Raw genomic sequence first — 25762 nt, 5'->3', positions numbered from 1 at the left:
AAAGATTAACTTTTTGCTTAGCATACCGCAGTTTGTAATTTTTGGCAGTGCCTCGTTATATCAACAAACAAAAAGTTTTAATAAGAATAATGTCTTAGCTTGATTTAACAATGCTAGCTGACATATATTTGCGTTGTAATTAGGTGACTATTGTTTTTTTATAAACAATGTTTAAACGGGAATCCAGTTAAAATCTGGAACTGCCCCCGCAACGGTAACTGTGAGCGACAACCACCACTGTCTGTTTATGATGGGAAGGTGCTGTCAAAGCGATGATCAGGAGTCCGGAGACCGGCCTAGTTCACTCGAGTACTGCGGTGGGCGGTGAGCAACGAGAACACAATCGCTTTTATATCAATTACAGTAATTTGTGGTCGCGACAATGGATCATCTAATTACCTGAATGATATTGTTATTCCTTGCTGTAACAGGCAAAGGCGTGTGCCTTGTATCTTGTCATTTCCTATCGCATCAATTCTAGTATGCGGAAACATTATAATGACAGATCGTTCAAGTTTATTTACCCCAATCAAAGTGCAGCAATTCTCGTTGCTGATTTACGCGTTGTTAGCACTATTGATGATAGCCACCCGCCCGTATCATTTTGCGTCTGCGCTCCATTTGCCAAGTGCCAGTACAGCAATTTTCTTTATTTTAGGTTTGCTGGCGTCTAAGCACCGTACTTTTGCCGTATTTGTGGTACTAAGTGTGTCGATTGATTTAACCAGCAGCTATTATCGCGGTGATTTTGGCGATTGTATTACGCGTTCATACCCATTTTTATTTGTTGGCTACTATGTGCTGTGGTGGGCGGGTCATAAAAGTTTGCAACTAAAGCTTGATGAAACAAAGTGTGTGGTTGCAGCAAAAACGGTAATGGCATTGGTTAACTTATGGCTTGCAAGCTCAATTGCATTTTTAACCTCAAACGCGAGCTATTATTGGTTATCGGGTAAATTTAGCGATATGTCGTTAAGTACTTACTCAGAGCGTGTAGCACAGTATTACGCGCCATATGTTACTAGCCCGTTTGGCTACGTGGCGATTGCGTTGGCATTGTACCTTGCCTGTTATTACTTAAAACCACACACCAGCATTTTAAAAACAACCCATCATGGCCGTTAATTCACCGGTATTTTGCCCAGCACTTGTAATTAGTGCGCCAAATTCGGGGGCGGGCAAAACCACAGTAACCGCCGCCATGGCACGCTATTTTACCAATATGGGCAAAACGGTTCAGGTATTTAAAACTGGGCCCGATTTTATTGATCCCATGATTTTAGAAGCGGCATCAAACCGTCCTGTATATCAATTGGATCTGTGGATGGTGGGTGAAAGTGAATGTCAGCGCATGCTTTACCAAGCGGCTATCGTTGCAGATCTTATTTTGATTGAAGGCGTAATGGGGCTGTTTGATGGCACACCAAATACTGCCGATTTAAGCGACCTATTTGGTATTCCGATTTTGGCGGTGATTGATGGCTCAGCCATGGCACAAAGTTTTGGTGCCTTGGTCCATGGCTTAGTAAATTACCAACCAAGCCTTAACTTTTACGGTGTGATAGCCAATAAGATCGCCGGTCAAGGACATGGCGAAATGGTTTTGCAATCGATAAACGTAAAGGCATTAATACAAGACTATTTTTTACGAAATTCCCATATTAGTTTGCCTGAGCGCCACCTTGGCATTATGCAAGCAGGTGAGTTACAAAATATCGACGTGTATTTAGAACAAGCCGCACAGCAATTTGCTAACTCACACTTTAATCAACTACCCAAAGATGTGGTGTTTTGGCCTTCAAAAGAGGGAGATGATGCAAAGCAATACGCAGATTTTAAGCGTGCTAAACCACTTAAAGGGCAACGTATTTTGGTTGCCAAAGACAATGCGTTTTCGTTTTTGTATCGTGCCAATTTGGCTATGTTGGCAGATTTTGGCGCAGAGCTAAGCTACATTTCGCCATTACAGGATAAAACCTTGCCAGAGGGAGATGCGCTCTATATTCCAGGTGGTTATCCTGAGCTTTATGCGCAGCAATTAAGCCAAAATAATGCGTTTAAACAAGCCGTAAAACAGTTTGCTATAAGCAATAAACCGGTCTTAGCGGAGTGTGGCGGTATGCTCTACTTATTGGATGAATTAATAAGTGAAAACACACACTTCACTATGTGTGGCGTGTTAAATGGCAAAGCCACAATGAATAAAACCCTCTCTAGCATTGGTCAACAGTATGTCGATTTAAGCGCTGTTTATCCAAATATTGCTGCACCTTGTGAAGTGCGAGGGCACAGCTTTCATTATTCTAGCGCCGAAATTAACCTTACCGCTTTAGCGTATTCACAGTTTTACCCGCGTAATACGCAAGCTGAGGCAATTTATGCATGTGACAAAATACTCGCATCTTATATGCATTGGTATTTTCCTAGCAATATGGCGTTTTTTGTTACGTTTTTTAATGGAGAAGTAACACGGGATGAGTGATTTCAAAACAGCAAAATGGCCTGAGCGCATAATTTGTTTAACGGAAGAAACCACAGAAGCACTTTATTTAATGGGCGAGCAACATCGTATTGTTGGCATCTCTGCTTATACTGTGCGCCCCGAAAGAGCCAAACGTGAAAAGCCTAAAGTTTCGGCGTTTGTTAGCGCTCGCATTGATAAAATTATGTCGTTAGAGCCCGATTTAGTATTGGCGTTTTCTGATCTTCAAGCTGATATTGTGCGTGATTTAATAAAACAAGGCGTCAATGTGCACTGTTTTAATCACCGCAGTATTCAAGAGGTGTTGCAAATGATCCGAACGCTGTCGGCATTGATTGGCGAGCCACAAAAAGGCGAAAAACTAGTTAACCAATTGGTGGATAATCTAAACACGATTAAAGCAAGTGCAGCTCAGCTTACAGAAAAACCTAAGGTGTATTTTGAAGAGTGGTTTGATCCACTTATTACTGGCATTACTTGGGTCAGTGAATTGGTAGAAATCGCCGGTGGCATTGATTGTTATAAGGAATTTGCCAGTGAAAGCCTTGCCAAAAACCGCATTATTAAAGACCCATGCGAAGTAATCGAAAAAGCGCCGGATATTATTTTTGCAGCTTGGTGTGGTCGCCCTTTTGTGCCTGAGAAAATGTTATCGCGCGACGGCTGGCAAACCATTCCAGCAGTGATAAACAAACATGTTTATGAAATTAATTCGAGCGATATTCTGCAGCCAGGTCCGGCCGCGCTAACGGATGGCATAAATCAAATTCATCGTATTATTAAAAACTGGAGCACACAGCACTCAACTTAATTTTTAGTATCTGGCATGTATTTAGCAACTCAGCTTTGTATTCACGTTTTTTTGGTTTTAAACACGAAAAACGCCTAATAAAAGTGCAACCTTGCACTAAAAGGATGCAAAGATGACAGTGTACGAAGTGAATTTTGATGGGTTGGTTGGCCCAACCCATAACCACAGCGGCTTATCGTTTGGTAACGTCGCATCTAAAAATAACGCAAAGCAAATCGCTAATCCGAAAAAAGCGGCGCTACAAGGCCTTGAAAAAATGCTGGCGATGACAAAGCTTGGCTTAAAGCAGGGCATTTTACCGCCGCAGGTTCGCCCAGATACTTACACATTACGAAAGTTGGGTTTCTCAGGTAGCGAAAAAGGCGTAATTACAAAAGCAGCCAAAAACGCGCCGCAGTTTTTAAAAGCCTGTTATTCGGCGTCTTCAATGTGGTCGGCAAATGCGGCAACAGTATCGAACAGTTTGGATTGTGACGATGGCAAAGTGCACTTCACACCCGCCAATTTAAGTAACAAACTACACCGCGCCATAGAAGCTGAGCAAACAAGCCGTACCTTTAAAGCCATTTTTAATAATACACAGTATTTTACCCATCATGAGCCACTACCACATCATCCATTATTGGGAGACGAAGGAGCGGCAAATCACACTCGCTTATCCAATTCACATAACGAAAAAGGGTTATCGCTCTTTGTTTATGGTGAAGATGCGTTATCAGCTATCAAACCAAAGATTTACCCTGCAAGGCAAACCTTAGCTGCCAGCGAGGCCGTTGCTCGCGCACATGGTTTGAGCGAAGCAAATTGCTTATTTGTGCAGCAAAACCCAAATGTTATCGACCAAGGGGTATTTCATAATGACGTGATTGCGATTGGTAACGAAAATGTACTGCTTTACCATGAAATGGCATTTTATCAATCCGCACGCGCGGTTGATGCTATAAATACAAAATACCAAGGAGATAAACCACTTCACTTAATTGAAGTCAGTAACGACTATGTGAGTGTTGAAGATGCAGTTTCAAGCTACATTTTTAACAGCCAGTTAATTACATTACCAAACGGCACTATGGCCATTGTGGCCCCCACTGAATGCCAAAATAACGATAAAGTGGCGACTTATCTTGCGACCCTTTGTGAGGGGAGTAACCCTATTTCTAAAGTGATCTATTTTGACTTGCAACAAAGCATGAAAAACGGTGGTGGCCCAGCGTGTTTGCGCCTTCGCGTACCACTTAATGAGTTGGAATTAAGCGCCGTTGCCCCTGAATGTTTAATGGATGAAGCGAAATACCACACCTTAGCAGCCTGGGTTGAAAAGCATTATCGAGATGCGATTTCAGAATATGATTTAGCCGACCCAAGTTTACTTGTAGAAAGCCAAACAGCCCTTGACGAATTAAGCCAAATTTTAAAGCTTGGTTCAATTTACCCATTTCAAATGGACTGACGATAATGAGCTAAGGATAGCGTTGTTGGCTTGAAGCAGATTTACGATTACTATACGGTTCTGTAATCATTAAAGTTATATAACGAATGGATTTCTCGCAGTTAAACTTTAAATATTCTTGGCGTCCGTATCAATCCCGAGTGCTTAACGCTGTTGATGAACATCTTGAAGATGACAAGCTTCATATTGTTGCAGCCCCAGGGGCAGGAAAAACCACACTGGGTATTGAAGTCTTCAAGCGATTAGCACAAAACGCACTAATTCTGTCTCCGACTCGTGTCATTCGCGATCAATGGATCGAACGTTTAACTGATTTTGTGGAATGTGATAATCCATTTGAATTGGCTTGGATCAGTAATGACTTGCATACTCCTAAAAGCTTTACATCAATTACCTACCAAGCATTACACGCTAAAATCGCTCAAAATGAAGACGCACAATATGATTGTGATGAGCAGGAGCATGAGCCAACAATACTCGATTCTCGTGAAGTAAATGCGTTTATTTCAAGTTTGAAAAATGCAGAGATAAGCGTACTTATTTTAGACGAGGCACACCATTTACGACAGGAGTGGTGGAAAGTACTCACTGCAGTATGTGATGCACTGCCACAGATCACACTGGTTTCTTTAACCGCTACTCCGCCTTATGATTCTGATGGTCATGAATGGGGAAAATACGAGCAGTTGTGCGGTACTATCGACGAAGAAATATCAGTACCAGAGCTGGTCAAAGCAAATACTTTGTGCCCTCATCAAGATTACATTTGGGCCGTTGATGCGTCCGCTAATGAGCGGTCTAAATTGCGTGAGTTTGATGCGCGCGTAAAACAGTTGTTTGAGCATTTATTGGCGAACGAGACATTTTTAGACATGTGTAAGCATCATACTTGGCTTACACAACCACACGTCAGTACCGCTGATATTATTAAGTCTCCGCATGTGTTAATTGCAATTTTAGTGTTACTTAAACACACCAAACAAGCACTACCACAAAACGCGTTAGCGCTGCTTGATTTAACGTTTGAAGATGTTCCTAAGTTAACTCGGTCATGGTGGCAAAAGTTAATAGAGGCAATGCTTTTTTCAAAAACATTTGCACAGAATGATGAACAAGAGCGTTTTATTACGGAGCTAAAAAAACAGCTTAGAGCTTCTGAACTTCTGCACAAACGCGATTTAATGTTAGAGCATTCTAATCGGCTCGAACGTTCACTTTCACTCAGTTCAGCAAAAATTAAAGGGTGCCTTGATATTCATCGCATTGAATATAAGAAAAGACAGCAGCAACTTAGACAAGTGATCCTTACAGATTTTATTAGAGATGAGTCACTGTCTAATAATACTCAAATTGGTGAAACAACCCTCGGGAGTTGGCCGGTATTTGAAACGCTCGCAAAGCATTCAAACATTAATGAAGATGTTGCCTTACTGACAGGTCGTTTATCAATTGTTCATGAAAGTAAAGTAGAGTATTTCAAAAGTGATGATGCAAGTGAAAAACTGATATTTACTCCTATCACCGGGCTTAATGGTTATGTAAAGGTAACCGGCTCTTTGAACGTACTTACTTCATCATTTACTAAGTTACTGTGTGATGGTGATATTAAAACCTTGATTGGGACACGGGCACTGCTTGGAGAAGGTTGGGATGCACCAGTAGTAAACTCTTTAGTGTTAGCAAGTTCGGTTGGTTCGTTTATGCTGACGAATCAAATGCGAGGAAGGGCTATTCGCCTTGATAAGTCGTCACCTCAAAAAGCAAGTAGTATCTGGCATTTGGTTGCGGTTGATAAAGAAAGCTATTACGGATTAATCGACTTTTACAACTTACAAAGACGTTTTTTAACGTTCGTTGGGTTAGCTGAAAACAGTAACGCAATAGAAAGCGGATTTGAGCGGCTTAATTCAAAATTAGCGTTTTATTTTAACACCACGAGTTCAATGAAGTTTGCGGTATATGCCAACAACAAGCAGATGATCAAACGCTTTAAAAACATTGAGCAGCTACCAGCCAAATGGCAACGTGCATTAACTATTGATAAAACAGGCCGTACCCTGCCATCCGTTGAAACCCAAGCAATTACACGGTTTAAAACAGTCCATTTAAAAAATACTTTTAAGTACTTAACACAAGAGCTTTTGCTGGGAATGATGAGTGCCCTTGCAATAAGTCTGTCATTTATGAAATACCCGCAGTCAGCAACAGTAATGCTATGGTTTTTAGCAGGCGGATTTGCGTATGGATTTGTTAAAAACTTGCCTAAAACACTCAAAGCATTGCGCATAATGCTTTTGCATTTACCTGTCGATGGTTCATTGAAGCAAATTGGTAACGCAGTGATTGAAACATTAGCGAAAACAAATAAGCTTACAACCCCGCTCAGAATGCTTGATATAAAAACATCCCAGGGTTATGACGGAAGCTTAACAATTGCACTTACAGGCGGTACATTTTATGAATCGTCGTTATTTGCAGATTGTATGGCTGAAGTACTCGCACCAATTGATAACCCACGTTATTTAGTTGTTAGAGAAGGTGACTTCGCGGGGTTTGCACGGAAAGACTATCATGCGGTCCCAACGTGTGTTGGGGTAAAAAAGCAATTTGCAGAGTGCTATGTGGCTGCATGGAATAAATACGTAGGGTCAGCTAATTTGATTTACACACGTAATTTTGAGGGAAGAAAATCGTTGCTAAAAGCGAAAATGCATGCGTTTTCATCGGTGTTTGCCAACGATATGAGGCGTGTCGACAAATGGCATTAAGTAACACCTCATTAAAATTGTGTGAGTAGAGCGTGTTGACTCTTAAGGTCTAAATTCAGTTCAAACCTAAACCTGTTACTGCAGAAATAGACAGTTAAGAGCAACACGCTTTAGTAGCTAATACAACACCAATTTAACTGTAAGTTATTACCCAGTATTTCGCATACCGGTCGCAATACCTGCCATGGTGACCATAAGCACTTGCTCGCTTTCAGGGTGCTCAGGTTTATTGCGTAAGCGTTTTAACGCCTCAATTTGTAACAAGTGTAGAGGTACTAAATAAGGCTGACGCAATCTAAATGAGCTTAAGTTCCAAGGGTCACTCTCGAGCGTGTGAGCTTGGTTAAGCAAAGTAAGAACAGCTTGTTCATCTTGCTGTAATTGGCTGCGCAGTTGTTCACCTAAGCCTTGGAGATCAGGTTCAACAAGGGCTGCGTCATACAGTGCGGATAGCTCTGGATCGGACTTTAAATACACCATTTCAGTCAATGAAATACGGGCTTTAAAGTACGGCCAGTTTTCCAGCATTTCGTTCATGAGCGCGGCATTATCTTGATAAAACGCTTTAATTGCCTGACCAAGGCCTAACCAACTTGGCAGTACTAAACGGTTTTGGCTCCACGCAAATATCCATGGAATAGCACGCAGCGATTCAATGCCGCCATCTGAGCGGCGTTTACTAGGGCGCGAGCCAAGTGGCAATGATGATAACTCTTGCTCCGGCGTTGCTTGACGGAAATAGCGCACAAAATTCGCTTCTTCGCGGATATAACCGCGGTAAATTTCACAACTAAGCGATGCCATGTTGTTCATAAGCTCTCGCCATGACGCTGGTGGCACAGGTTGTGGGTGAATTAAGCTTTCTAAAATCGCACTGGCATACAAGTGTAAACTGCGTACAGCAAGGTTTGGCAAACCAAACTTGTAGCGAATAGTTTCACCTTGTTCGGTGACACGTAAGCCGCCATCAAGTGTACCCGGCGGTTGTGATGCAATTGCATCATGTGCAGGGCCGCCTCCGCGACCAATGGTACCGCCTCGGCCGTGGAACAATTTAAGTTCTACCTCAAATTGTTTAAATACTTGCACGAGTGCTTCTTGCGCTTGGTATTGTGCCCATGTGGCCGCTAACACGCCCGCATCTTTTGCCGAATCACTGTAGCCAATCATCACGTATTGCTGTTTTTTACAGCGCGTTAAATATTGCTCTATGTTCAGCAAGTCGCCCATTACTTTTGGCGCGTTATTTAAATCATCCAATGTTTCAAAGAGCGGTGCAATGGGCATCTCCCAACTAAACCCTGTGGCTTTCATTAACAGGTTTACCGCCAGTACATCGCTTACTTTGCTCGCCATTGAGATAATATAAATACCTAGCACTTCACGCGGTTGCTTAGCCACCATTGCAAAGGTGTCGAGCACTTCTTGGGTGTTTTCACTCCAAGTGACATTCGGTAACAATGGACGCGGATTATTTATTTCGCCGAGTAAAAATTCAACGCGTCGCGCTTCATCCCAAGTGGCGTAATCGCCTAAATCAAGGGCGCTAACAATCTCGCCAATGGCTTCATCGTGGCGTTCACTGTGCTGACGAATATCCAGTTTTACCAGTGAAATACCGAAACATTGCACCTTACGAATTAAGTCGAGCACTTGTGAATTTGCAACTCGGGTAAGACCGACTGCTAATAGGCTGTTACGGCATGCTTTTAATGGCGTAAGTAAATCTTCAGAAGATGAAATTGCACCTTTAGTTTTGCCATCACGTAATAGAGCGATTGATTCTTTAAGTTCGCTAATTAACTGTGTGATCACCGCGCGATACGGGCCAATATTATTAATATCCGCTTCAATTAAATCATCGGTTGCTTTGTGCATCGATAATTCTAAATAAAGTGATTCAAAGTCAGTTAAGTAGAGCTCTGCGGCAATTAATCGCGCTTGTAAAATGGCTTGTTTACTGAGTTTGGCTGTAACAAAAGGGTTACCGTCTCTGTCGCCTGCCATCCAGCTGGCCATGGTAATAGGCACTATATCTTCAGCCAGCGGCTCCCCAATCAGGGTTTGTGAAAGCTCATCTAATTCGCGTACAAATTGTGGTACCGCACGCCATAAACTATCGGTAATGGCATGTAATCCCCAGCGTGATTCGTCAAGTGGTGTGGGGCGCTGCTGCCTAATTTCATTGGTGTGCCACGCTTGTTCTATGATTTCTTGCACGCGTTCGCTCAGTGGCGCTTCTCCTTTACTGAGTTCATCAGCCACTTCGTTGTATTTATGAATAAAGGTGCGACGGTTAACTTCGGTTGGGTGCGCAGTTAACACAAGTTCAATATGCAGCTTTTTAAGCGCTTGTTTAAACGCGTTTGCATCAATACCGGTTAATTTTTCTGATAGAGAATCAAGCGGGTGGGGCAAATCAAGCTCTGCTAAGCCTTGCTCACTGGTGGTGTGTTGCTGTTCTGCCACATTAGCAAGGTTTAAAAACTGGCTAAATGCACGAGCATGAATTAATAAATCTTGCTCGCTACTATTTGCAAAAATTGTTTGTAAGTCTTCAATTGCATGGTTTTCACCTGCCACAATGCGCTTACCTAAAAGGCGTACCTCTTCAATTTTATCAACCCAACCATCGCCTTTGTCTTCGGCAATTGTTTGGCCAAGTACTTCACCTAACGCACGCACATTATTTGATATGGTTTCTAACATAACTTCCTCATTCCCCAATACAAAGTATCACCACCTGCGCTGTTGTTTTGAGATGCAGGTTGTATTTTATGCATTTATAAGACAAAAATTAGTCTATGCGCGCAGTTAAATAAACGCTAATATATATTTCTATAAATATGTATAAATAAAAATCTATATCATTATGCGTCTACCCACAGTTAGGCAGTTACAGCTTTTAAAAGCGCTTGATCAATACAAAAGTATTTCCTTGGTGGCGCAGCAGTTACATGTATCGCAACCCTCGGTGTCGATTCAGTTAAAGCAATTAAGCGAAACGGTGGATATGCCGGTGTATCGCCAGCATGGCAAAACCATTGTGCTTACCGATGCGGGAAAAGCGCTACTAACATGCGCCAATGAGGTATTTACTAGCTTTCATAATTTGTCGGTATCGATTGATGAGCTTAAAAGCGTGACATCCGGCTCACTTAATTTATGTGTGGTCTCAACTGCTAAGTATTTCTTGCCACTGATTTTAGGGGCGTTTTGTAAAAAACACCCAAAAGTCGATATCAATTTAAAAATAGGTAACCGCCAAGAAGTAAAAGAGCGCATAGAAGCCAACGAAGATGATTTTTACTTTTTTAGTCAGTGCCCTGAGCGCCCCGAAATTATTAAAACACCGTTACTCGATAACGAACTGGTGGTAATTGCTCCGGCAAGGCATGAATTGCATTTACAACAAGAAGTCAGCCTAAACCGTTTATCGCATTACCCATTTATAATGCGTGAAAAAGGTTCGGGTACGCGTAATTTAATTGAGCAATTTTGCAAAGAGCAACAATTAACCTTGAATGAAAAAATGACCATCGAAAGTAACGAAGCAATAAAGTACGCGGTTGCATCGGGGTTGGGCTTATCTATTTTAAGTCGTCATGCGCTCGACTATGGCGAAGTACCGGGCTTAGTAAAATTAGATGTAAAAGGATTTCCTATTCGTAGTACATGGTTTTTAGCTAAACGCCAAGACAGAAAGCAAAGTTTGCTTGCTAGTGCGTTTGAAGCCTTTATGAAAGAGCAAGGTGTGGCTATTTTAGAGCGCTCGCAAGTGAGTGCTAAAAGTGTATTATCAAGCTAGAGTTTTAGTGGTTTTTTCTGCTACTATCCGGCTCAGAATAAATAATTATAATTAATGGATTTGAGGCAGTAGGTGTCTGAATTTGATAAGGAAAATAGCAATCCTTTTAATGGGTTAAGCACGACGCAAAGTAAGCAGTTACATACTTGGTATCTTAACGAGATAAATACTCAATTAACTGAGCTACTAAAAGGCAGCCAGTCAGGCCAAATTTTAGAAAAAAAATTAAACCAAGCGCTTACCAAAGCAGCCAAACCTTTAGTAACTCAAACCACAAAGCACAGTACGCACAATTTTAATTTCAAGATTAAAAATGGCAGTGTGCTGCAAGAACTTAAAGACACCCGCGATGTATTACAAAGCGCCCAATTGCGTATTGCACAATTGCAAAAACAGCAGCTTGAAAAAGGCGAAAACGAACTCGCGTTAGAAGCCGAAGTAAGTCGTTTAAAAGCAGAGAACCGCAGTTATCGTAAGCGTTTAAGTAATTTGCTACAAAGCGCAGATAACCAAGGTGGCAGCTATTTAAAAGTACATTTTGTTGGGCGCATTTTTGTCCATGCGCTTAAATCAAGTTTTGCCGATTGGCAGCAAACCGAAAAAGGCAAAGCGTTTCAAAATAAAGATTTTTACAGCTTATTTCCGCGCGTATTGTACCGTGGCTTATTGAAAGAATTAGAGTTGCTTATTGGTCAAAGCGACTATTCTCGGATCAACCAAACTCTTTCTAATTATGTATATCAAACCAAAGGCGTACCTGTAGAAAACTGGCCTGATGAAGACCCAATTTATAACACACGACTGATAAACCAAAAGCAAAATGAACTGCTGTTTACGCTGCGTACTCATCACGATAAGCGTAAAAACTTTGCTAATTACCTTGAGAAAAAGCTCGAGAAAACGGGGTTTACGCCAATGCATGGTCGGTTATTGGTTAATTTAATTCAGCATGCCACCGACAAACAGGCACTTGACCAAAGGCAATGATACTCAAAACCAAACGTACACTGATTGACGTGCCAAACAGAAATGATACACAAGCACTGCTCTCGTTTATTACTGAGAACAAAGCGCACTTAGCACCGTGGGAGCCAACGCGCGATAACCACTATTACACTAAAGTGAATGTGCAGAATCTAACTAATGGTTATCAAACGCACCTTAATAATCAAAGTGCGTATCATTTTGCCGCTTTTGATTTTGAGCGCCGCGAAATAATGGCAATGTGTAACTTTACTAATGTGGTGCGTGGGCCATTTCAAGCGTGCTATCTAGGTTATTGTGTTGCTGAAAAATACCAAGGGCAGGGTATTATGACTGAGGTAGTAGAAGCTGGGCTCGATTATGTCTTTAACAAGCTAAAGTTGCACCGTGTGATGGCAAACTATATGCCACATAATACAAAAAGTGCCCAGTTATTAACGCGTTTAGGTTTTGAAAAAGAAGGGCTGGCTAAACGCTATCTAAAAATAAACGGTATATGGCAAGATCACGTTCTGACCGCCAAAATTAATCCTCACTTTATTGATGACTAGAGTTTACTTCCATGGTGTTGCAGGGGCTTTTAGGTAATGGGTTATTAAGTAACCCCATGGCAGTACGAGTGGTGTTAGAATCACCCCCATAGCACACGCAAAAACTAGCTCTTGTGCGTATTCATCGAGTCCATTACTTAAATGCATTGGTAAGGCATACACTAAAAGCCAAAACACTTTCCAAGTAAGCTCCAATAAAAGCAGTGGTAACATTTTAAGTGGGTACTTTATGCCGAGCAGTGAGAGAAGACAAAAGCCCATTAAGATGGCATTGATAATAGTGTCTGAATCGGCAGATTGACCTGAACCAGAAACTATATCGGGCAAAGTGGTGACACCTAAACCAAACGCAATAAATGCATACATTGCCCTTAACAGGTAAATTCTAACTTTACCGACTTCATCCATAATTTTAGTTTCCTAGTTTTTTATGCCGAATTTAGGTTACTTAATATCGTTATCTCAGGTTTTATTTGTAACAGATATTTTATAATAGAACCATTACAGTTCTTGTGTAAGTGGTCTAATTATAACAACACACATAGTTAAATTAATGCCTTGTTTCTTAAATTAACAAATCAGATAAAACAATCACCCACTTTAAAACACTATGATTTTAAACGTGTTTATGATTAAGATGGGGTAACAATCAAAAAAGGGACAAATCATGTTGAAACAAATTATAGGCGGTACTTTATTGTTATCAGCCGCACAGCTTTGGGCTAACACCTTTACACTTACCAGTAATGATATTGCTAATGGTGAAATGTTATCAAATAAGCATGTTTTTAAGGGCTTTGGTTGTGAAGGGGGAAATATCTCGCCGCATTTAGCGTGGAGTGGTGCACCTAAAGAAACCAAAGCGTTTGCTGTTTTTGCCTATGATCCTGATGCGCCAACTGGCAGCGGCTGGTGGCATTGGCAGGTTACAGATTTACCCGCGAACACTTCTGAACTAGCTGCTGGTGCGGGCAATAGTTCAAGTTCAAAATTGCCAGAAGGTGCAGTACAAATTAATAACGATTTTGGGGTAAATGGCTTTGGTGGCGCGTGTCCACCAAAAGGGCACGGTATTCATCGTTATCAATTTACGGTGTTTGCGTTAGCAAAGCCGCTTGGTTTAAAAGAAAATACCAAAAGCGCGGTGGCAGGGTATATGGTGAATGCCAATACACTGGCAAAAGCAACAATTGAGGCGGTGTATAAACGCGATTAACGTATTTAAGTTGTTAAGTAAAAAGCCAGCATGTGAATGCTGGCTTTTTTTGTTTTGACTGTAAAAAAACAAAGAAGTTTATGCTGTTTTAGCCGTTTGTTCAGTTGCAAGCTGCTCTGTAATAAATGCTGGGCGCTTTAATTTATCCATAATGAGATAAAGTAAAAATACCACCACAGCAATGGCGCTACACACTAAAAACAAGGTGCGACCGTCAAACATATCAAGCAGTAAACCACCACCAATGGGCGCAAAGGCATAGCCTAAATCGTAAAATGCGGTTGCGCCAAAATATGCGCCGCGAAGGTTAGTTGGTGCAATGCGGTCAACATGCACGCTCATGGTAGGAAATAAAATGGCCTCAGCAAGGCTCATAATTACTACCGCACCTAACCAACCTGCAAAAAAGGTAAGTGGATTAAAAGCAAACCAGATTTGCGAGATGAAAGTAGTACCAAGCCAAAGCGAATACGTACTAAAATTGGCCGCGATGCCATTAGTTTAAGCAGTAAAAATTGGCAGGTAATGATCACTAACGCGTTGGTAAAGATCATTGATGAAATAAGTTCGAGCAAGTTATTTGCGCCGGCACGGGTGAGGTATTGCACCAGTGAACTATCCATTTGACCATAAATAAAAAAGCACAAAATGTTTGCCAAAATAAGGCACTGTAATAGCTTATCTTGGACTAATACGCTAAAGGTTTGTTTAAAGCCTGTTTTTGGTGATTTAGGTGTTTCGGGGTTTTGCGCACTTTGTGCGTTATCTATATCCACTTTTGATTGGATTTTATCATGATGTTTAAACCCCCAGGTTAGTAACACAAGTAAAAAGGCAAAGGCGTAAACAGTAATGAAAAAGCTCGATTGCTCGCCAGTTAAGCCAAGCCAAACCCCCAGCATTGGGCCTACCGCACAGCCAACATTAACTGCAAAATAGAGCGATTGCATCGCAAGTTCGCGAGTAGCTTTTTCTGGAATAATATCGCCAATTAAAGCCGATGCCAGCGGTCGCCAAAGTGAAGTGGCAATAGAGCAGAGCGTTATCACAATGGTAAACATTAAGACTGTGTCGGCGATGGCAAGTAAACTAAACGAGACAATATAAAGCACACCTGTGGCGTACATCATAGGCTTGCGACCAAGCTTATCTGAAAGGGTGCTGCCAACAAAACTGACAAACACCGAAATAACCGCAGCGAGCGACAATACCGAACCGACTTCAGTTGCCGAAAGAGCAAATTTTTTATACAGAATCACTGCCAAAAATGGCCACACCATATAAAAGCTGCCGCGCGTTATAAATGAGCCAAATAACATAATCCACATTAATGGCGGAAACTGCTTTAAGCGAGAAGTTGAAATATCACTGTTCATTATTTTGTTCTTATTGCTGTGAAAAATGGCATGCTAAAACCTCAAGTTTGGTTTAGGTCAAGCCGGTTTTTTTAATAAACCTTGCATTATTGTGCTGGTTATATTTAACGCTCAGGTTTATTGTTTCGCTCAAGCTCAGTGGATAACGTAAAATTACATGGGCAATGCGCAATATTTAATAATACGTATTTAGAGGTTATATCGCATTGGCTTTTTTAAATAAAAACGTCAGCGGGTTACTAGTAATGTGTATCGTAATTTACTGTGCTTGTTCCTAATTTTCTTGTAAGGTAGAAATTGAGAAATGCTTGTAAAGTGGGCATTTAATCTTGGTTAGTTACAAAAATGGTGTTTATTCTTTTTGGATGTTAAACATCTGCCCATGCTGGCTTTTCGTAATCAAGGTTTACTGTGTGAGTGCATTTAGAAAACAAATTCAACTTATACTTCAATAATCTACAAGGAGAAGTAATGAAATTACCATTAGTCAGTGTGTTAGCTGGGCTACTTTCGTTATCAGCCCATGCGAAAGACCCAAACGTTCTCGCCATTATGGTGGATGATGTGGCGCAGGTTTCTTTAAGTGCCTATTCACATGGCATGACCTACAACACGCCCAACATCGACCGAATTGCCAACGAAGGTGCCTTATTTACCGACCATTATGCCCAGCCAAGTTGTACCGCAGGGCGCGCTGCGTTTTTAATGGGGCAGTTGCCAGTGCGTACAGGGCTTACAACTGTGGGTCAGCCCGGCAACCCTTTGGGCATTAAAGAAGCCGATCCAACGATTGCTGAGTTTTTAAAAGACAAAGGCTACATGACAGCGCAATTTGGTAAAAACCATTTAGGCGACCTTGATGAGCACTTGCCAACGCGCCATGGTTTTGATGAGTTTTATGGCAATTTGTATCATCTGAATGTGTCAGAAGAACCTGAGCAGGAAGACTACCCAAAAACAAAAGAGTTTAAGAAAAAGTTTGGCCCGCGCGGTGTGATTGAAGCGTACGCCGATGGCCGCATAATTGATACAGGCCCGCTAACGCGTAAACGCATGGAAACATTCGATGAAGAAGTGTTAGCACGAAGCCTAGATTTTATGGAGCGTGCGGTTAAAGCAGATAAACCCTTCTTTATTTGGCATGCGCCAAGTCGTATGCATGTTTACACGCGCTTAAAACCAGAGAGCCGTCATCTTGCCACTCATATTAGCTCTGAAGAAGATGTTTTCGGTAGCGGTTTATTAGAGCACGATGGTCATGTAGGGCAGCTTCTTGATAAACTCGATGAGTTAAAAATTGCCGACAATACAATTGTAATTTACACCACAGATAATGGCCCTGAGCAAAGTTCGTGGCCTGATGCGGGTACAACCAAATTCCGCGGTGAAAAAATGACGACATGGGAAGGTGGTGTGCGTGTGCCGTTCATGGTGCGTTGGCCGGAAAAAATACCAGCAGGTTTAAAGCTTAACGGTATTTCCTCGCATGAAGATGTATTTCCAACCATTGCTGCAGCGGTTGGTGAGAAAAACTTACGTAAAGCAATGGAAAAAGAGTTTAATGTATATATCGATGGTGAAAACAACCTTGATTATTGGCGTGGCAAAAGCAAAAAATCTGCACGTAATCACTTCTTTTATTATTACGAATCGCAGTTAACTGCAATTCGTGTTGGCCCTTGGAAAATGCACTTTGCATCAAAACCTGGTGGTCGTTACTACGAAGATTTGGTTACCCACACCATGCCTAAACTGTTTAATCTACGTAAAGATCCAATGGAACATTACGATGGCGTAACAGGCTTTCATCAAATCATGAAAAAGAGTTGGGTATTTCAACCTGCAATTGCGATGCTGACTGAGCATATTAAAACATTTGAAAAGTTCCCACCGCGCCAAGAAGCAGCGTCGCTAAATATTAATGAAGCGATTAAAAAAGCAAAATCGGTATCGACAACACGATAATTAAATAAACCCACTTGGCGTTTGCTAAGTGGGTTTACCTTTTCGATATAATCGGAATGCGTAAGTCTAGCGTGCCGTAAAAGTGACGGTTAGCAGTTATTCTTACGCCTTTTCATAACCGGCAATAATTGTGGTATGCGCAACAGAAGAATCAAAATATTCGGCTTTTACCGCTAAGTACGAGTCGTCCGAGAAGAACCTATCAGCGTTTTGTTTTGTTGGAAACACAATGGTAAACACGCGATTAATCGGCACATCTACTGCGGATTTTAATACCTCAGATACCACAAAATCGTAACCAAACCCGCCGCCATACTGCTTAAGTATAGGCGTCATCGCATTTCGATACTGCGTATACATTTGGTTGTTAGTTACTTCTAATCCAACTAAATACTCGAACATCTAATAACTCCTTTTGCTTTGGGTTGATAAAAAATACACGAATATCAAAGTTGATGTTGGATCGTCACAATGCGTATGTGTACGGGTTCCATCGCCGGTACTGTGTATTTTTCACGTTTCATTAAGGTAAGTGCACTTTGCCAGTCTGCAATATTATTATTGTGAATACCGCTAATCAGCTTTGCTGTAATTTCTGTTGGTGTTGTGAACGGTGGGTTACTTTCAACTGTGGCAATAAAGCTGTCGAGATCGCTTTTGTCTTGGCTGTTCACCGTAATTTTAATGGCTTTCTCGTCGTTTGATTCGTAATATTCAAACCCCGATTTACTGCGAATAATCACTGCATTGCGATTTTTAATTTTTATCGCACCAATCACATCTTCTGGCATCATAAACGACTTAATTGTCAGTAATGTTGACCATGAAACTTGTTCATTTAAGTTTTTACGTAGGTCCTTTGGAGAGCTAGTGTCATAGTTGCATTTAATGCTTTCTGGTGACAAATCGAGCGATTCTTTTAACACAGTCACTATATCTGGCTGTTTAGTAACGTCGGTATGTTGTTGGTAGGTTTTGTGAGCGTATAGGTCGACTTTTTGCCACGTGTTTGCTTTTTCTTCCTCAGCGTAGTTGAACACTAACAATGGATGCAGGCCCAATAGGTCAACGGTAGCTTGTTTATCATTTTTAAGCACAACCGGCGCGCCAAAACCGTTTGCGTTTATTTGCTTAAAGGGAGTTGCCGAGCCAGCTGAGTAGTTTTGCCACGTTGTTGCAGTGTGAGGTTGCTTGTTGAAGATTTCTTTCACTTTTAAGCATTTGGCGGTTAAATCAAAGGCTAAGCTAGTGTGAGTAGTCGTCAATAACGCTAGTGCCAAGATGTAATTTCGTTTCATAAGATCCCTCTTTTGTTTGAAATGTAAGGTGATACGTCACATTTATATGTGTTGTATCAGTGTTGTTTTATTTAATACGAATGTCGTTACAGACACGTGGCAAAATGTCTTCTATTAACCCTGCAGGCAACTGCTTCAACTTGGCGTCTGAAAGCGCGTCTATATTCTTACCATTTATAATCTTGTTTATCCAAGGCGCAAAAAATGATGTTCTGCTGTAAACCTCGCTAACACCGTATTTGCCAATATTACCGCCCTCGACGCGTGAACTAATACCGTAAATAATGCCTGTGTCATTTTGAAATGTGTATGCGGGGCCGCCGCTGTCACCACCACCGGATACGCCCTCAAGGGGCAGTGCGTTATCGCCTTTATCGAAGGTGAACTTTAACAGCGGACCTTGTGCCAATGTCACAGTGTTTTGTGCTTTGCGCATTTGGCCTTTGTTTTCAAAATTATCAACTGTTTGACCCGTTAACCCATTTCCTGTGCCACCGATACCAATAAACCACAGGTTTTTGTTTAACTCGTCAGATTTTGTGTTGAGTGAGAAAGGCGTTACGCCTAAAACGGGTTGTTGTAATTCAATTAAGGCAATATCGTGGCTTCGCCCAGGAGTGTAATCTTTATGAACATAAACACGCTTAACCGTGTGGTTTTTTCCATTAAGTCGTATTGAGGAGTAAGGCTTCACGCAAAATGTCGCATGGGCTGCTGTTAATACCCAAGTTGGCGCTATAAGCGTGCCGTGTGCGCCGTCAAAATAAAATGTAGCTAACTGAGGTAACTCAGTGCTTGGTACTTTGTATTGTGCATCAGCAACATCGTGCCTAATGATTATTGCTTGAGCGGAAACGGATATACTTAAAAGTAAGGTTAACAGGTATTTCATTCGCGCTCCTTGCAAGTATTGCGTTACAAACAATGATTCAAATGCCGTTGTGCTTTTTTACACTGTGTGAATGGCAGCAATCCCTGGGTAAATAGCTAGCTTTAACAATTTATAGTTGTACCAGATATTGCAACGTACTGCTACCGCTCAACTTTATCGCTTTTGTAAGAGATTGTAAGGTTGCGTTAAAGTGCATTTTATATTTAGCTAATTCTTGCATTCGTTTACCCCTAGGGGTGTATTAAATTAAAGGCTATGTGCTTAATTTCGGTACTTTGTTTACTGTGTTTTTATTGATCTAGAATAATCACGTAAATGTGCTCAACGGTTAAACTTGCTTCGAATTGATGATTATTGCGTCAACATTATTTGGCGTTGTAATAGACGTAAGTGAGACTAAGTATGAAGCCAACCACACTAAGCGAGCCGTATAGTGACAAAAAAGAGCCCTTATCTAAGTTTAAATCGTTAAAACTCAAAACCTACCTTCGTTTAGAAAACAATCCTCTCGTCGAGCTTATTTCATCGCATTCCCATTCAACTGATTTTACGCATAAACGGTCGGATTATATTCGCAGACGTTTATGGATTATGTGTTTGTTTTTCGCATTTTCGGTGCCCTCATTTGGCTTTTTTGATTTTCTAACACTACCGCAAGCACATGCACAAACCTTACTTGTGGCGCGTATTTCGCTCTCGGTGGCACTGTTTATTATGGCTTATCGCGTAAAACGCTCGTCTTCTGTGAGTTTAATAAAACATGTGATTGCACTGTCGTTTTTGTGTCCGTCGTTGTTTTATTTGTACATTATGCTGACGTTTAACAGCCTTGATAGTGTGCCGTTAATTTTTACCATGATGCCGTATTTAACATTGGCAATGATCGGGTTATTTCCACTGACTATTCGCGGTGGTGTGATTTTAATTAGCCTGATTTTTATTCCATTTATGCTCGTACAAGCGCACTTTTTTAACGGTGATTATTGGCATTTGTTTAATGGCGTTTGGCTATTTGGTTTGTTTGCCGGTATTAGCCTGTGGCTGCAAATTGCACAACTTTCAATGTTGATGAATTTGTATCGTGAATCCACGGTTGATCCGCTAACAAAACTGATTAATCGGCGTGTCATGTTGCGTCGTATTGAACAACTTAAACAGCAAAATATTGGCTTTAGTGTGGTGATGTTTGACCTCGACCGCTTTAAACGAATTAACGATACCTATGGGCATCTTGCAGGCGATAATGTGTTAAAGGTGGCGTCGCACATTATTAAAAGCAAATTAACACGTAATGATATAGTTGCACGTTATGGCGGCGAAGAGTTTGTGGCAATTTTACCGAATACACAAACCACACAAGCAATTAGATGTGCTGAGCAAATTGCAATGGCGCTAAAAGCAGAGCCGATAAAAATGAGTGATGAAAACAGCATCACAATCACATCAAGTATTGGTGTTACCCAATACCAACGCGGTGAAGCAATTGAAATGATGTTTAAACGCGTTGACGATTTGCTTTATGACGCCAAAGAACTTGGACGTGATAGAGTAGTATCGGACATAACGTAACCCCTCTTTTAGTTGAAGAGTTACGTTACTAAGCAATTTATGCGTGTTGCGCTTTAATTACTTTGGCGAGGCTCAATAAGTCAAATCCTTTACCTATATCTAGCTGCATAAACGCCAATATTGCATGCATCACAACTAATATTTGTTGGTGTGCTTTTGGGTTATTTGCGATATCTGCTTTTGCTGCGGCTAAGCCATTTTGTTGATAGGTTTTTAACAGCCTAACGGAGTGCTCCTCACCAGTGAGCACTCTTGGTTTGGGTGTATAGCCTAGTTCAGCAACTACGCGCTCAGCCAAAGTCCACACTGACCATGGATTCTGCCCCGTTATAAGTTTGCCATCTTGCACTACTTGCTCTAGATATTGCGGGCCTGGCTGAAATGTTGCGCCACGTGCAATCAGCTTATCTTCGAGCAAAAACGGAAAGAGGGTTTTCGCATCGGGAATTAAAAATAACTCTTCTTCATTGGTAAAGCCCGATACCTTTTTGCCTTCGAGTAAATGCGAGCCATCATCCAAGGTAACATTTACCAGTGCCGCAGGGCCGTGACATACGGCGCTTACAACCTTGTTATTTTGATACAAGGCTTTGGTGATCCGTTTCACATCGCTGTTATCGGGAAAATCAAACATGGTGCCTTTACCACCAACAAAATAAACCGCTTGATAATCATTTGGGTCAACTTGTGATAGTAACAAGGTATTTGCTACCTGTGCTTGAATGGTTTTATCGTTTAAAAATGCGTAATCGTAAGCCCCCATATCTTCACCATCAATAACCACTGGCGGCCTACCGCCTTTAGGGCTTGCAATATCTACCTCAAAACCGTTTGCAGTAAACACCCAGTAGGCTCTGGCAAGCTCGGTATGCTCGTAGCCAGTTGGTTTGTCTTGCCCCATTTTGTCAGTGCTGGTGACAACTGCGAGGATTTTTCCGCGATAGGGCGCGGGGTTTTCGGTGACATAAGGTAGATCATTTACTTGCGTATTTTTTAGCGCTGTAAAGTGGGCTTTATCGGGCAGTAAGCTTTTAAGCCAAGTTTTGGTGCCGTAAAGTGAAGCAATACCAATCGCGGCAATGACAGCTATTGTAATGACTAATTTTTTAATCATAGTTTTAGTTCCTGTTGCGTTGTTTGTCGTTACACTAACGTGCCAGATGTGAAAAAAGCGTGAAGGAAGATCGATTCAGGTTTTTAAATTCTCTATACTGGCGGCAGTTTAAAGCCAAATAAGCAAGAACTATGTATACAATTGAAATTGGGCAACTTGAGCAAATGGTGCAAATCGAGCAGGCGATTCCTGAATTTTCATCGCCAAAAAAACTCGCCGATATTAAATTACGCCTTGCTGATAAACGCCATTTATTGCTTATCGCCTATCACAATAGCGAACCGATAGGTTATAAACTCGGTTATGCATTAAACGATACAACGTTTTACAGCTGGTTAGGTGCTGTGGTGCCAAATCATCGCGGTCAAGGTCTTGCTCAAAAAATGCTATTGCAGCAAGAGAGTTGGCTACAACAACATGGGTTTACTGCTGTTCAGGTAAAAACCATGAATCGTTTTCGTGCGATGTTGGCAATGCTTGTCAAAAACAACTATGCAATAATTGATCTTGAAAAAGCGCCAAGTTTTCAAGATCATAAAATTCGATTTGAAAAATTACTTGGCTAAATAAAAGCATATGCACGGAGGCAAAGATGTATAAAATCGTAATCGGGTTGGTAATAGCGCTTTCTTTAGTAGTTGGGGTGATTGCTGCTGCGGCGTTTACGCCAGCGCTTGGTTTTACCTTTTTGTTTTTGATATTTGCCGGTGTAATTGGCTATCAAGGCTATTTGCTCTCAGCGTTGATGTTAGTATTTATTAACACATTAGCCATTTTGGCAAGTCCGGGCATCGCTAACGCCACGCTATCGTCGTTGGCAATGCTGGCAGGCATTTTTAGCGTGGCATTTGGTGGTGTGATGCTAGGTGTTAAAAAGCAGTTAGCACTTGGTTCATCGTAACTAAAATACGACTTGGTAAATGACTTGTGGAATGCGCAAACGATCAATTTCGCGTTCTAAATCACGAATATCATGGCGAATTTCGCGCTTAATATCATCGTTTGTTTCATTGCGATATTGCTCTTTTAGGCGGTATAAGCGGTCTTCTAGCTGTTTAATTTCCTCGTCGATATCATATTGTCGTTTACCTTTGTTGTAGTTTTTAACGAACGACTCGTTTAAACACACTCCGTTGTATGTTTGTCCGGCGCGACCAATGCGATAACCGTTTTCTGGCGTGCAGTACACTTGGTTGCCTTGTTCGTACCCTTGTTGCCATTTTTTGGTATTTACATCTATGTTTACTTCCGCGCAGGCTTGGCGGTATTCATTTACCCGGCTGCGCTTATAGCCGCTCTGACCGTCACTGTACCCGAGGTTATACCAATCAGCGGTTTTACATTTTTCTGGTGAAATAGCTGCGCAAGCGCTAAGTGATAAATAAATAACGGCGAGACTCGCTGTTTTATAAAGTGTTGATAAGGTCATAATCTTTCACAGTTTTGGGTAATTGTTTCAAACATAGAAAATACGCCATGAATATTAACTGAATACGCTGTCACGCGTACGACATATTTTGCAATACTTTATGGCTTTCACTTAGGTACGTTGCGGCGTAACATAAAGATATTGTGTCAGGTTATAAAGACCTGAAGAATGCCTGATGATACCCATTTTTATTGATTATGCGGCTCACATAGCCAACCTAATACCCACGATAAAAATCTATGTATTCAGCTCTTTATAACTTTTAAAGGGCACAATTATGATTAACACACATCCTAATATCGTTATTATTGGCGGTGGCGCAGGCGGTCTTGAGCTTGCAAGTAAGTTAGGACAAAAATTAGGAAAGTCACAACGCGCAAACATTACGTTAATTGATAAAAACCGCACACACATATGGAAACCCTTGCTACACGAAGTAGCAACAGGCTCGCTCGACACTAGTTTAGATGGCGTGTCGTATTCAGCTCACGCAGCAACTCATGGTTTTCAATTCATTTTGGGCGAGTTTATAAAACTCGATACCAACGACCAAACTATCAGTTTAAAACAACACAATGATGATAACGGCAAAGTATTATTGCCTGAACGCACCCTTCATTACGATAAACTCATTATTGCAATTGGCAGCATTAGTAACGATTTTAACACCCCAGGTGTTGCCGAACATTGCTACTTTTTGGACTCTCAACAGCAAGCAGAACGTTTTCAGCATGCGCTGCTAAATAGCTTTACGCGCGTTCATCAAAACTCAAGTGGTGAACAAAGCTCCCAGTTAAACTCACTTTCAATTGCTATTGTCGGTGGTGGCGCAACTGGGGTTGAGTTGAGCGCTGAACTTATTCATGTTTCTGGTTTGTTAAAGCACTATGGCTTAAGCGAATTTAAAAGTACGCAGTTACGCATTCATCTAATCGAAGCTGGGCCAACTATTTTACCCGCGCTGCCACAACGCATCAGTGATGCAGCGAGACGTGAATTACTCAATTTAGGCATTCAGGTGCTTGAAAATACACGTATTAGCGAAGCCAATCAGCATGGTTTTGTCACCGCTGAGGGCGAGGAGATTGCGGCTGATCTAATGCTGTGGGCAGCGGGTGTAAAAGTGGCTGATTTTATAAAAAACATCGACGGACTAGAATTTAACCGGAGCAACCAAGTGCTGGTTGATCCGTATTTGCAAGCCAAAGGAGTAGAGCATGTTTATGTACTTGGGGATGCGTCGGCATGTGAGCAATCTGATGGTAGTTTTGTGCCGCCGCGTGCACAAGCAGCGCATCAAATGGCAAGTAATTTGGCGGTTAATATTGTTGCAGAGCTTAACGGCAAAGCCAAAACACCGTTTAAGTACAAGGATCATGGCTCGCTTGTGAATTTATCGCGCTTTAGTGCGGTAGGCAGTTTAATGGGTAATTTAACCAATAACAGTATGTTTATTGAGGGAAAATTAGCACGCTTAATGTACGTATCTTTGTATCGCATGCATCAAAATGCCATTCACGGACCTTTAAAAACCATGGCGCTTTGGCTGTGTGAAAAGCTAATGCGTAGCGTCAGGCCAAAAATGAAACTACATTAGAACAACAGCGCAGAGTCTATTAGATTTTTAGCTTGGTGATTAACAGCATGTTAATCACCTGCTACACTGCAACACAAATAATGTTATTCAAGGTAGTAGAATGAATCCAATTATTGCACTGTTAAAAGAAAACAACATTAGCGATGAGCGTATTAATGAAATTTTTCAGGTGCTTACTGAAAACCCAATGGCTGCAATGCTAACCATTAGTCAACTAGGCTTACCGCAAGATAAACTGCAACTAGTGATGGGTCAGGTTATGCAAAACCCTACACTTATTAAAGAAGCGGTCGCAGAACTAGGCCTTGATTTTTCTAAGGTTGAAGCCGCAAAAGCGCAGCTTAACAAGTAACAGTACTTGTCAGCGGTTTCATCGCAGAGTTAATTGCTCTATCTAATAGCAAACGTATAAAAGGCCAGAATAATCTGGCCTTTTTAATTTATCTTGTATT

At 41.4% G+C, this 25762-nt stretch carries 22 protein-coding genes, 1 pseudogene and 1 riboswitch; of the genes and pseudogenes, 15 read left to right on the top strand and 8 right to left on the bottom strand.

Annotated elements, in window-relative coordinates; all coding sequences use genetic code 11:
* The first annotated feature begins 124 nt into the window (after positions 1-124).
* Positions 125-314: riboswitch (cobalamin riboswitch) on the top strand.
* Positions 315-498: 184 nt separating this feature from the next.
* From C2M30_RS13850 to C2M30_RS13830, 5 genes are all read left to right on the top strand, one after another.
* Complete coding sequence (locus tag C2M30_RS13850; protein ID WP_100914844.1) at positions 499-1125, top strand: hypothetical protein; 627 nt, start codon at positions 499-501, stop codon at positions 1123-1125.
* On the top strand, positions 1115-2482 hold the full coding sequence (locus C2M30_RS13845; RefSeq protein ID WP_105172054.1) for a cobyrinate a,c-diamide synthase: 1368 nt from the start codon (positions 1115-1117) through the stop codon (positions 2480-2482). Before C2M30_RS13850 ends, C2M30_RS13845 begins: the two co-directional genes overlap by 11 nt.
* A complete protein-coding gene (locus tag C2M30_RS13840; RefSeq protein WP_105172053.1) occupies positions 2475-3293 on the top strand; it encodes a cobalamin-binding protein in 819 nt (272 codons plus the stop codon). The genes C2M30_RS13845 and C2M30_RS13840 overlap by 8 nt, the downstream gene beginning before the upstream one ends.
* Before the next feature lie 112 nt (positions 3294-3405).
* Positions 3406-4743 carry an N-succinylarginine dihydrolase gene (gene astB, locus C2M30_RS13835; protein ID WP_105172052.1) on the top strand — a complete coding sequence of 446 codons (1338 nt, stop codon included), beginning with the start codon at positions 3406-3408 and terminating at the stop codon, positions 4741-4743.
* An 86-nt stretch (positions 4744-4829) separates the two neighbouring features.
* Positions 4830-7511 carry a DEAD/DEAH box helicase family protein gene (locus C2M30_RS13830; RefSeq protein WP_105172051.1) on the top strand — a complete coding sequence of 894 codons (2682 nt, stop codon included), beginning with the start codon at positions 4830-4832 and terminating at the stop codon, positions 7509-7511.
* Positions 7512-7658: 147 nt separating this feature from the next.
* On the opposite strand, the gene ppc is transcribed toward C2M30_RS13830, so the two are convergent.
* Complete coding sequence (gene ppc / locus C2M30_RS13825) at positions 7659-10220, bottom strand: phosphoenolpyruvate carboxylase (RefSeq protein WP_105172050.1); 2562 nt, start codon at positions 10218-10220, stop codon at positions 7659-7661.
* Positions 10221-10383: 163 nt separating this feature from the next.
* Between ppc and C2M30_RS13820 the strand changes: the two genes are divergently transcribed.
* The 3 genes from C2M30_RS13820 to rimJ all read left to right on the top strand — a co-directional run bounded on the left by C2M30_RS13820 (position 10384) and on the right by rimJ (position 12854).
* On the top strand, positions 10384-11319 hold the full coding sequence (locus C2M30_RS13820) for a LysR family transcriptional regulator (RefSeq protein WP_105172049.1): 936 nt from the start codon (positions 10384-10386) through the stop codon (positions 11317-11319).
* A 72-nt stretch (positions 11320-11391) separates the two neighbouring features.
* Positions 11392-12306, top strand: a complete 915-nt coding sequence (locus C2M30_RS13815; RefSeq protein WP_105172048.1) for a hypothetical protein — start codon at positions 11392-11394, stop codon at positions 12304-12306.
* The gene (gene rimJ, locus C2M30_RS13810) at positions 12303-12854 is read left to right on the top strand and encodes a ribosomal protein S5-alanine N-acetyltransferase (RefSeq protein ID WP_105172047.1); all 552 of its coding nucleotides are present in this window, start codon (positions 12303-12305) and stop codon (positions 12852-12854) included. Before C2M30_RS13815 ends, rimJ begins: the two co-directional genes overlap by 4 nt.
* A 3-nt stretch (positions 12855-12857) precedes the next feature.
* Here rimJ and C2M30_RS13805 read toward each other — a convergent pair whose 3' ends face one another.
* Entirely contained in the window at positions 12858-13262 is a 405-nt protein-coding gene (locus C2M30_RS13805; RefSeq protein WP_105172046.1) for a hypothetical protein, read from the bottom strand.
* Positions 13263-13521: 259 nt separating this feature from the next.
* On the opposite strand from C2M30_RS13805, the gene C2M30_RS13800 reads away from it, so the two are divergent.
* Positions 13522-14070, top strand: a complete 549-nt coding sequence (locus C2M30_RS13800) for a YbhB/YbcL family Raf kinase inhibitor-like protein (protein WP_105172045.1) — start codon at positions 13522-13524, stop codon at positions 14068-14070.
* 78 nt (positions 14071-14148) lie between these two features.
* Here C2M30_RS13800 and C2M30_RS13795 read toward each other — a convergent pair.
* Positions 14149-15446 (bottom strand): annotated as a pseudogene (locus tag C2M30_RS13795) (MDR family MFS transporter).
* A 471-nt stretch (positions 15447-15917) separates the two neighbouring features.
* On the opposite strand from C2M30_RS13795, the gene C2M30_RS13790 reads away from it, so the two are divergent.
* Positions 15918-17411 carry an arylsulfatase gene (locus tag C2M30_RS13790; protein ID WP_105172044.1) on the top strand — a complete coding sequence of 498 codons (1494 nt, stop codon included), beginning with the start codon at positions 15918-15920 and terminating at the stop codon, positions 17409-17411.
* Positions 17412-17513: 102 nt separating this feature from the next.
* On the opposite strand, the gene C2M30_RS13785 is transcribed toward C2M30_RS13790, so the two are convergent.
* The 3 genes from C2M30_RS13785 to C2M30_RS13775 all read right to left on the bottom strand — a co-directional run bounded on the left by C2M30_RS13785 (position 17514) and on the right by C2M30_RS13775 (position 19601).
* Complete coding sequence (locus C2M30_RS13785) at positions 17514-17813, bottom strand: DUF1330 domain-containing protein (protein ID WP_105172043.1); 300 nt, start codon at positions 17811-17813, stop codon at positions 17514-17516.
* A 44-nt stretch (positions 17814-17857) separates the two neighbouring features.
* A complete protein-coding gene (locus C2M30_RS13780; RefSeq protein WP_105172042.1) occupies positions 17858-18709 on the bottom strand; it encodes a hypothetical protein in 852 nt (283 codons plus the stop codon).
* Positions 18710-18776: 67 nt separating this feature from the next.
* Positions 18777-19601, bottom strand: a complete 825-nt coding sequence (locus C2M30_RS13775) for a trypsin-like serine protease (protein ID WP_105172041.1) — start codon at positions 19599-19601, stop codon at positions 18777-18779.
* A gap of 402 nt (positions 19602-20003) precedes the next feature.
* Here C2M30_RS13775 and C2M30_RS13770 point away from each other — a divergent pair, with 402 nt between their 5' ends.
* Complete coding sequence (locus tag C2M30_RS13770; protein ID WP_105172040.1) at positions 20004-21170, top strand: GGDEF domain-containing protein; 1167 nt, start codon at positions 20004-20006, stop codon at positions 21168-21170.
* Between the two features lie 37 nt (positions 21171-21207).
* On the opposite strand, the gene C2M30_RS13765 is transcribed toward C2M30_RS13770, so the two are convergent.
* Positions 21208-22284, bottom strand: coding sequence for a type 1 glutamine amidotransferase domain-containing protein (locus C2M30_RS13765; RefSeq protein ID WP_105172039.1), 1077 nt, complete (start codon positions 22282-22284; stop codon positions 21208-21210).
* A 131-nt stretch (positions 22285-22415) separates the two neighbouring features.
* Here C2M30_RS13765 and C2M30_RS13760 point away from each other — a divergent pair, with 131 nt between their 5' ends.
* The gene (locus C2M30_RS13760; protein WP_100914862.1) at positions 22416-22850 is read left to right on the top strand and encodes a GNAT family N-acetyltransferase; all 435 of its coding nucleotides are present in this window, start codon (positions 22416-22418) and stop codon (positions 22848-22850) included.
* Positions 22851-22876: 26 nt separating this feature from the next.
* Positions 22877-23185, top strand: a complete 309-nt coding sequence (locus C2M30_RS13755) for a DUF6419 family natural product biosynthesis protein (protein WP_100914863.1) — start codon at positions 22877-22879, stop codon at positions 23183-23185.
* Here C2M30_RS13755 and C2M30_RS13750 read toward each other — a convergent pair whose 3' ends face one another.
* Entirely contained in the window at positions 23186-23713 is a 528-nt protein-coding gene (locus tag C2M30_RS13750) for a DUF2799 domain-containing protein (protein ID WP_010559533.1), read from the bottom strand.
* A gap of 277 nt (positions 23714-23990) precedes the next feature.
* On the opposite strand from C2M30_RS13750, the gene C2M30_RS13745 reads away from it, so the two are divergent.
* Together C2M30_RS13745 and C2M30_RS13740 are read left to right on the top strand one after the other, a co-directional pair.
* The gene (locus C2M30_RS13745; RefSeq protein ID WP_105172038.1) at positions 23991-25310 is read left to right on the top strand and encodes an NAD(P)/FAD-dependent oxidoreductase; all 1320 of its coding nucleotides are present in this window, start codon (positions 23991-23993) and stop codon (positions 25308-25310) included.
* A gap of 100 nt (positions 25311-25410) precedes the next feature.
* Complete coding sequence (locus C2M30_RS13740) at positions 25411-25662, top strand: DUF2999 family protein (RefSeq protein ID WP_105172037.1); 252 nt, start codon at positions 25411-25413, stop codon at positions 25660-25662.
* Positions 25663-25762 lie beyond the last annotated feature (100 nt).

This window comes from Pseudoalteromonas sp. T1lg24 (assembly GCF_002964745.1).
GTDB classification, from domain to species: Bacteria; Pseudomonadota; Gammaproteobacteria; order Enterobacterales; family Alteromonadaceae; genus Pseudoalteromonas; species Pseudoalteromonas spongiae.
The sequence above is the reverse complement of the archived record's forward strand: the minus strand, read 5'-3'. Positions and strand labels throughout refer to the sequence as shown.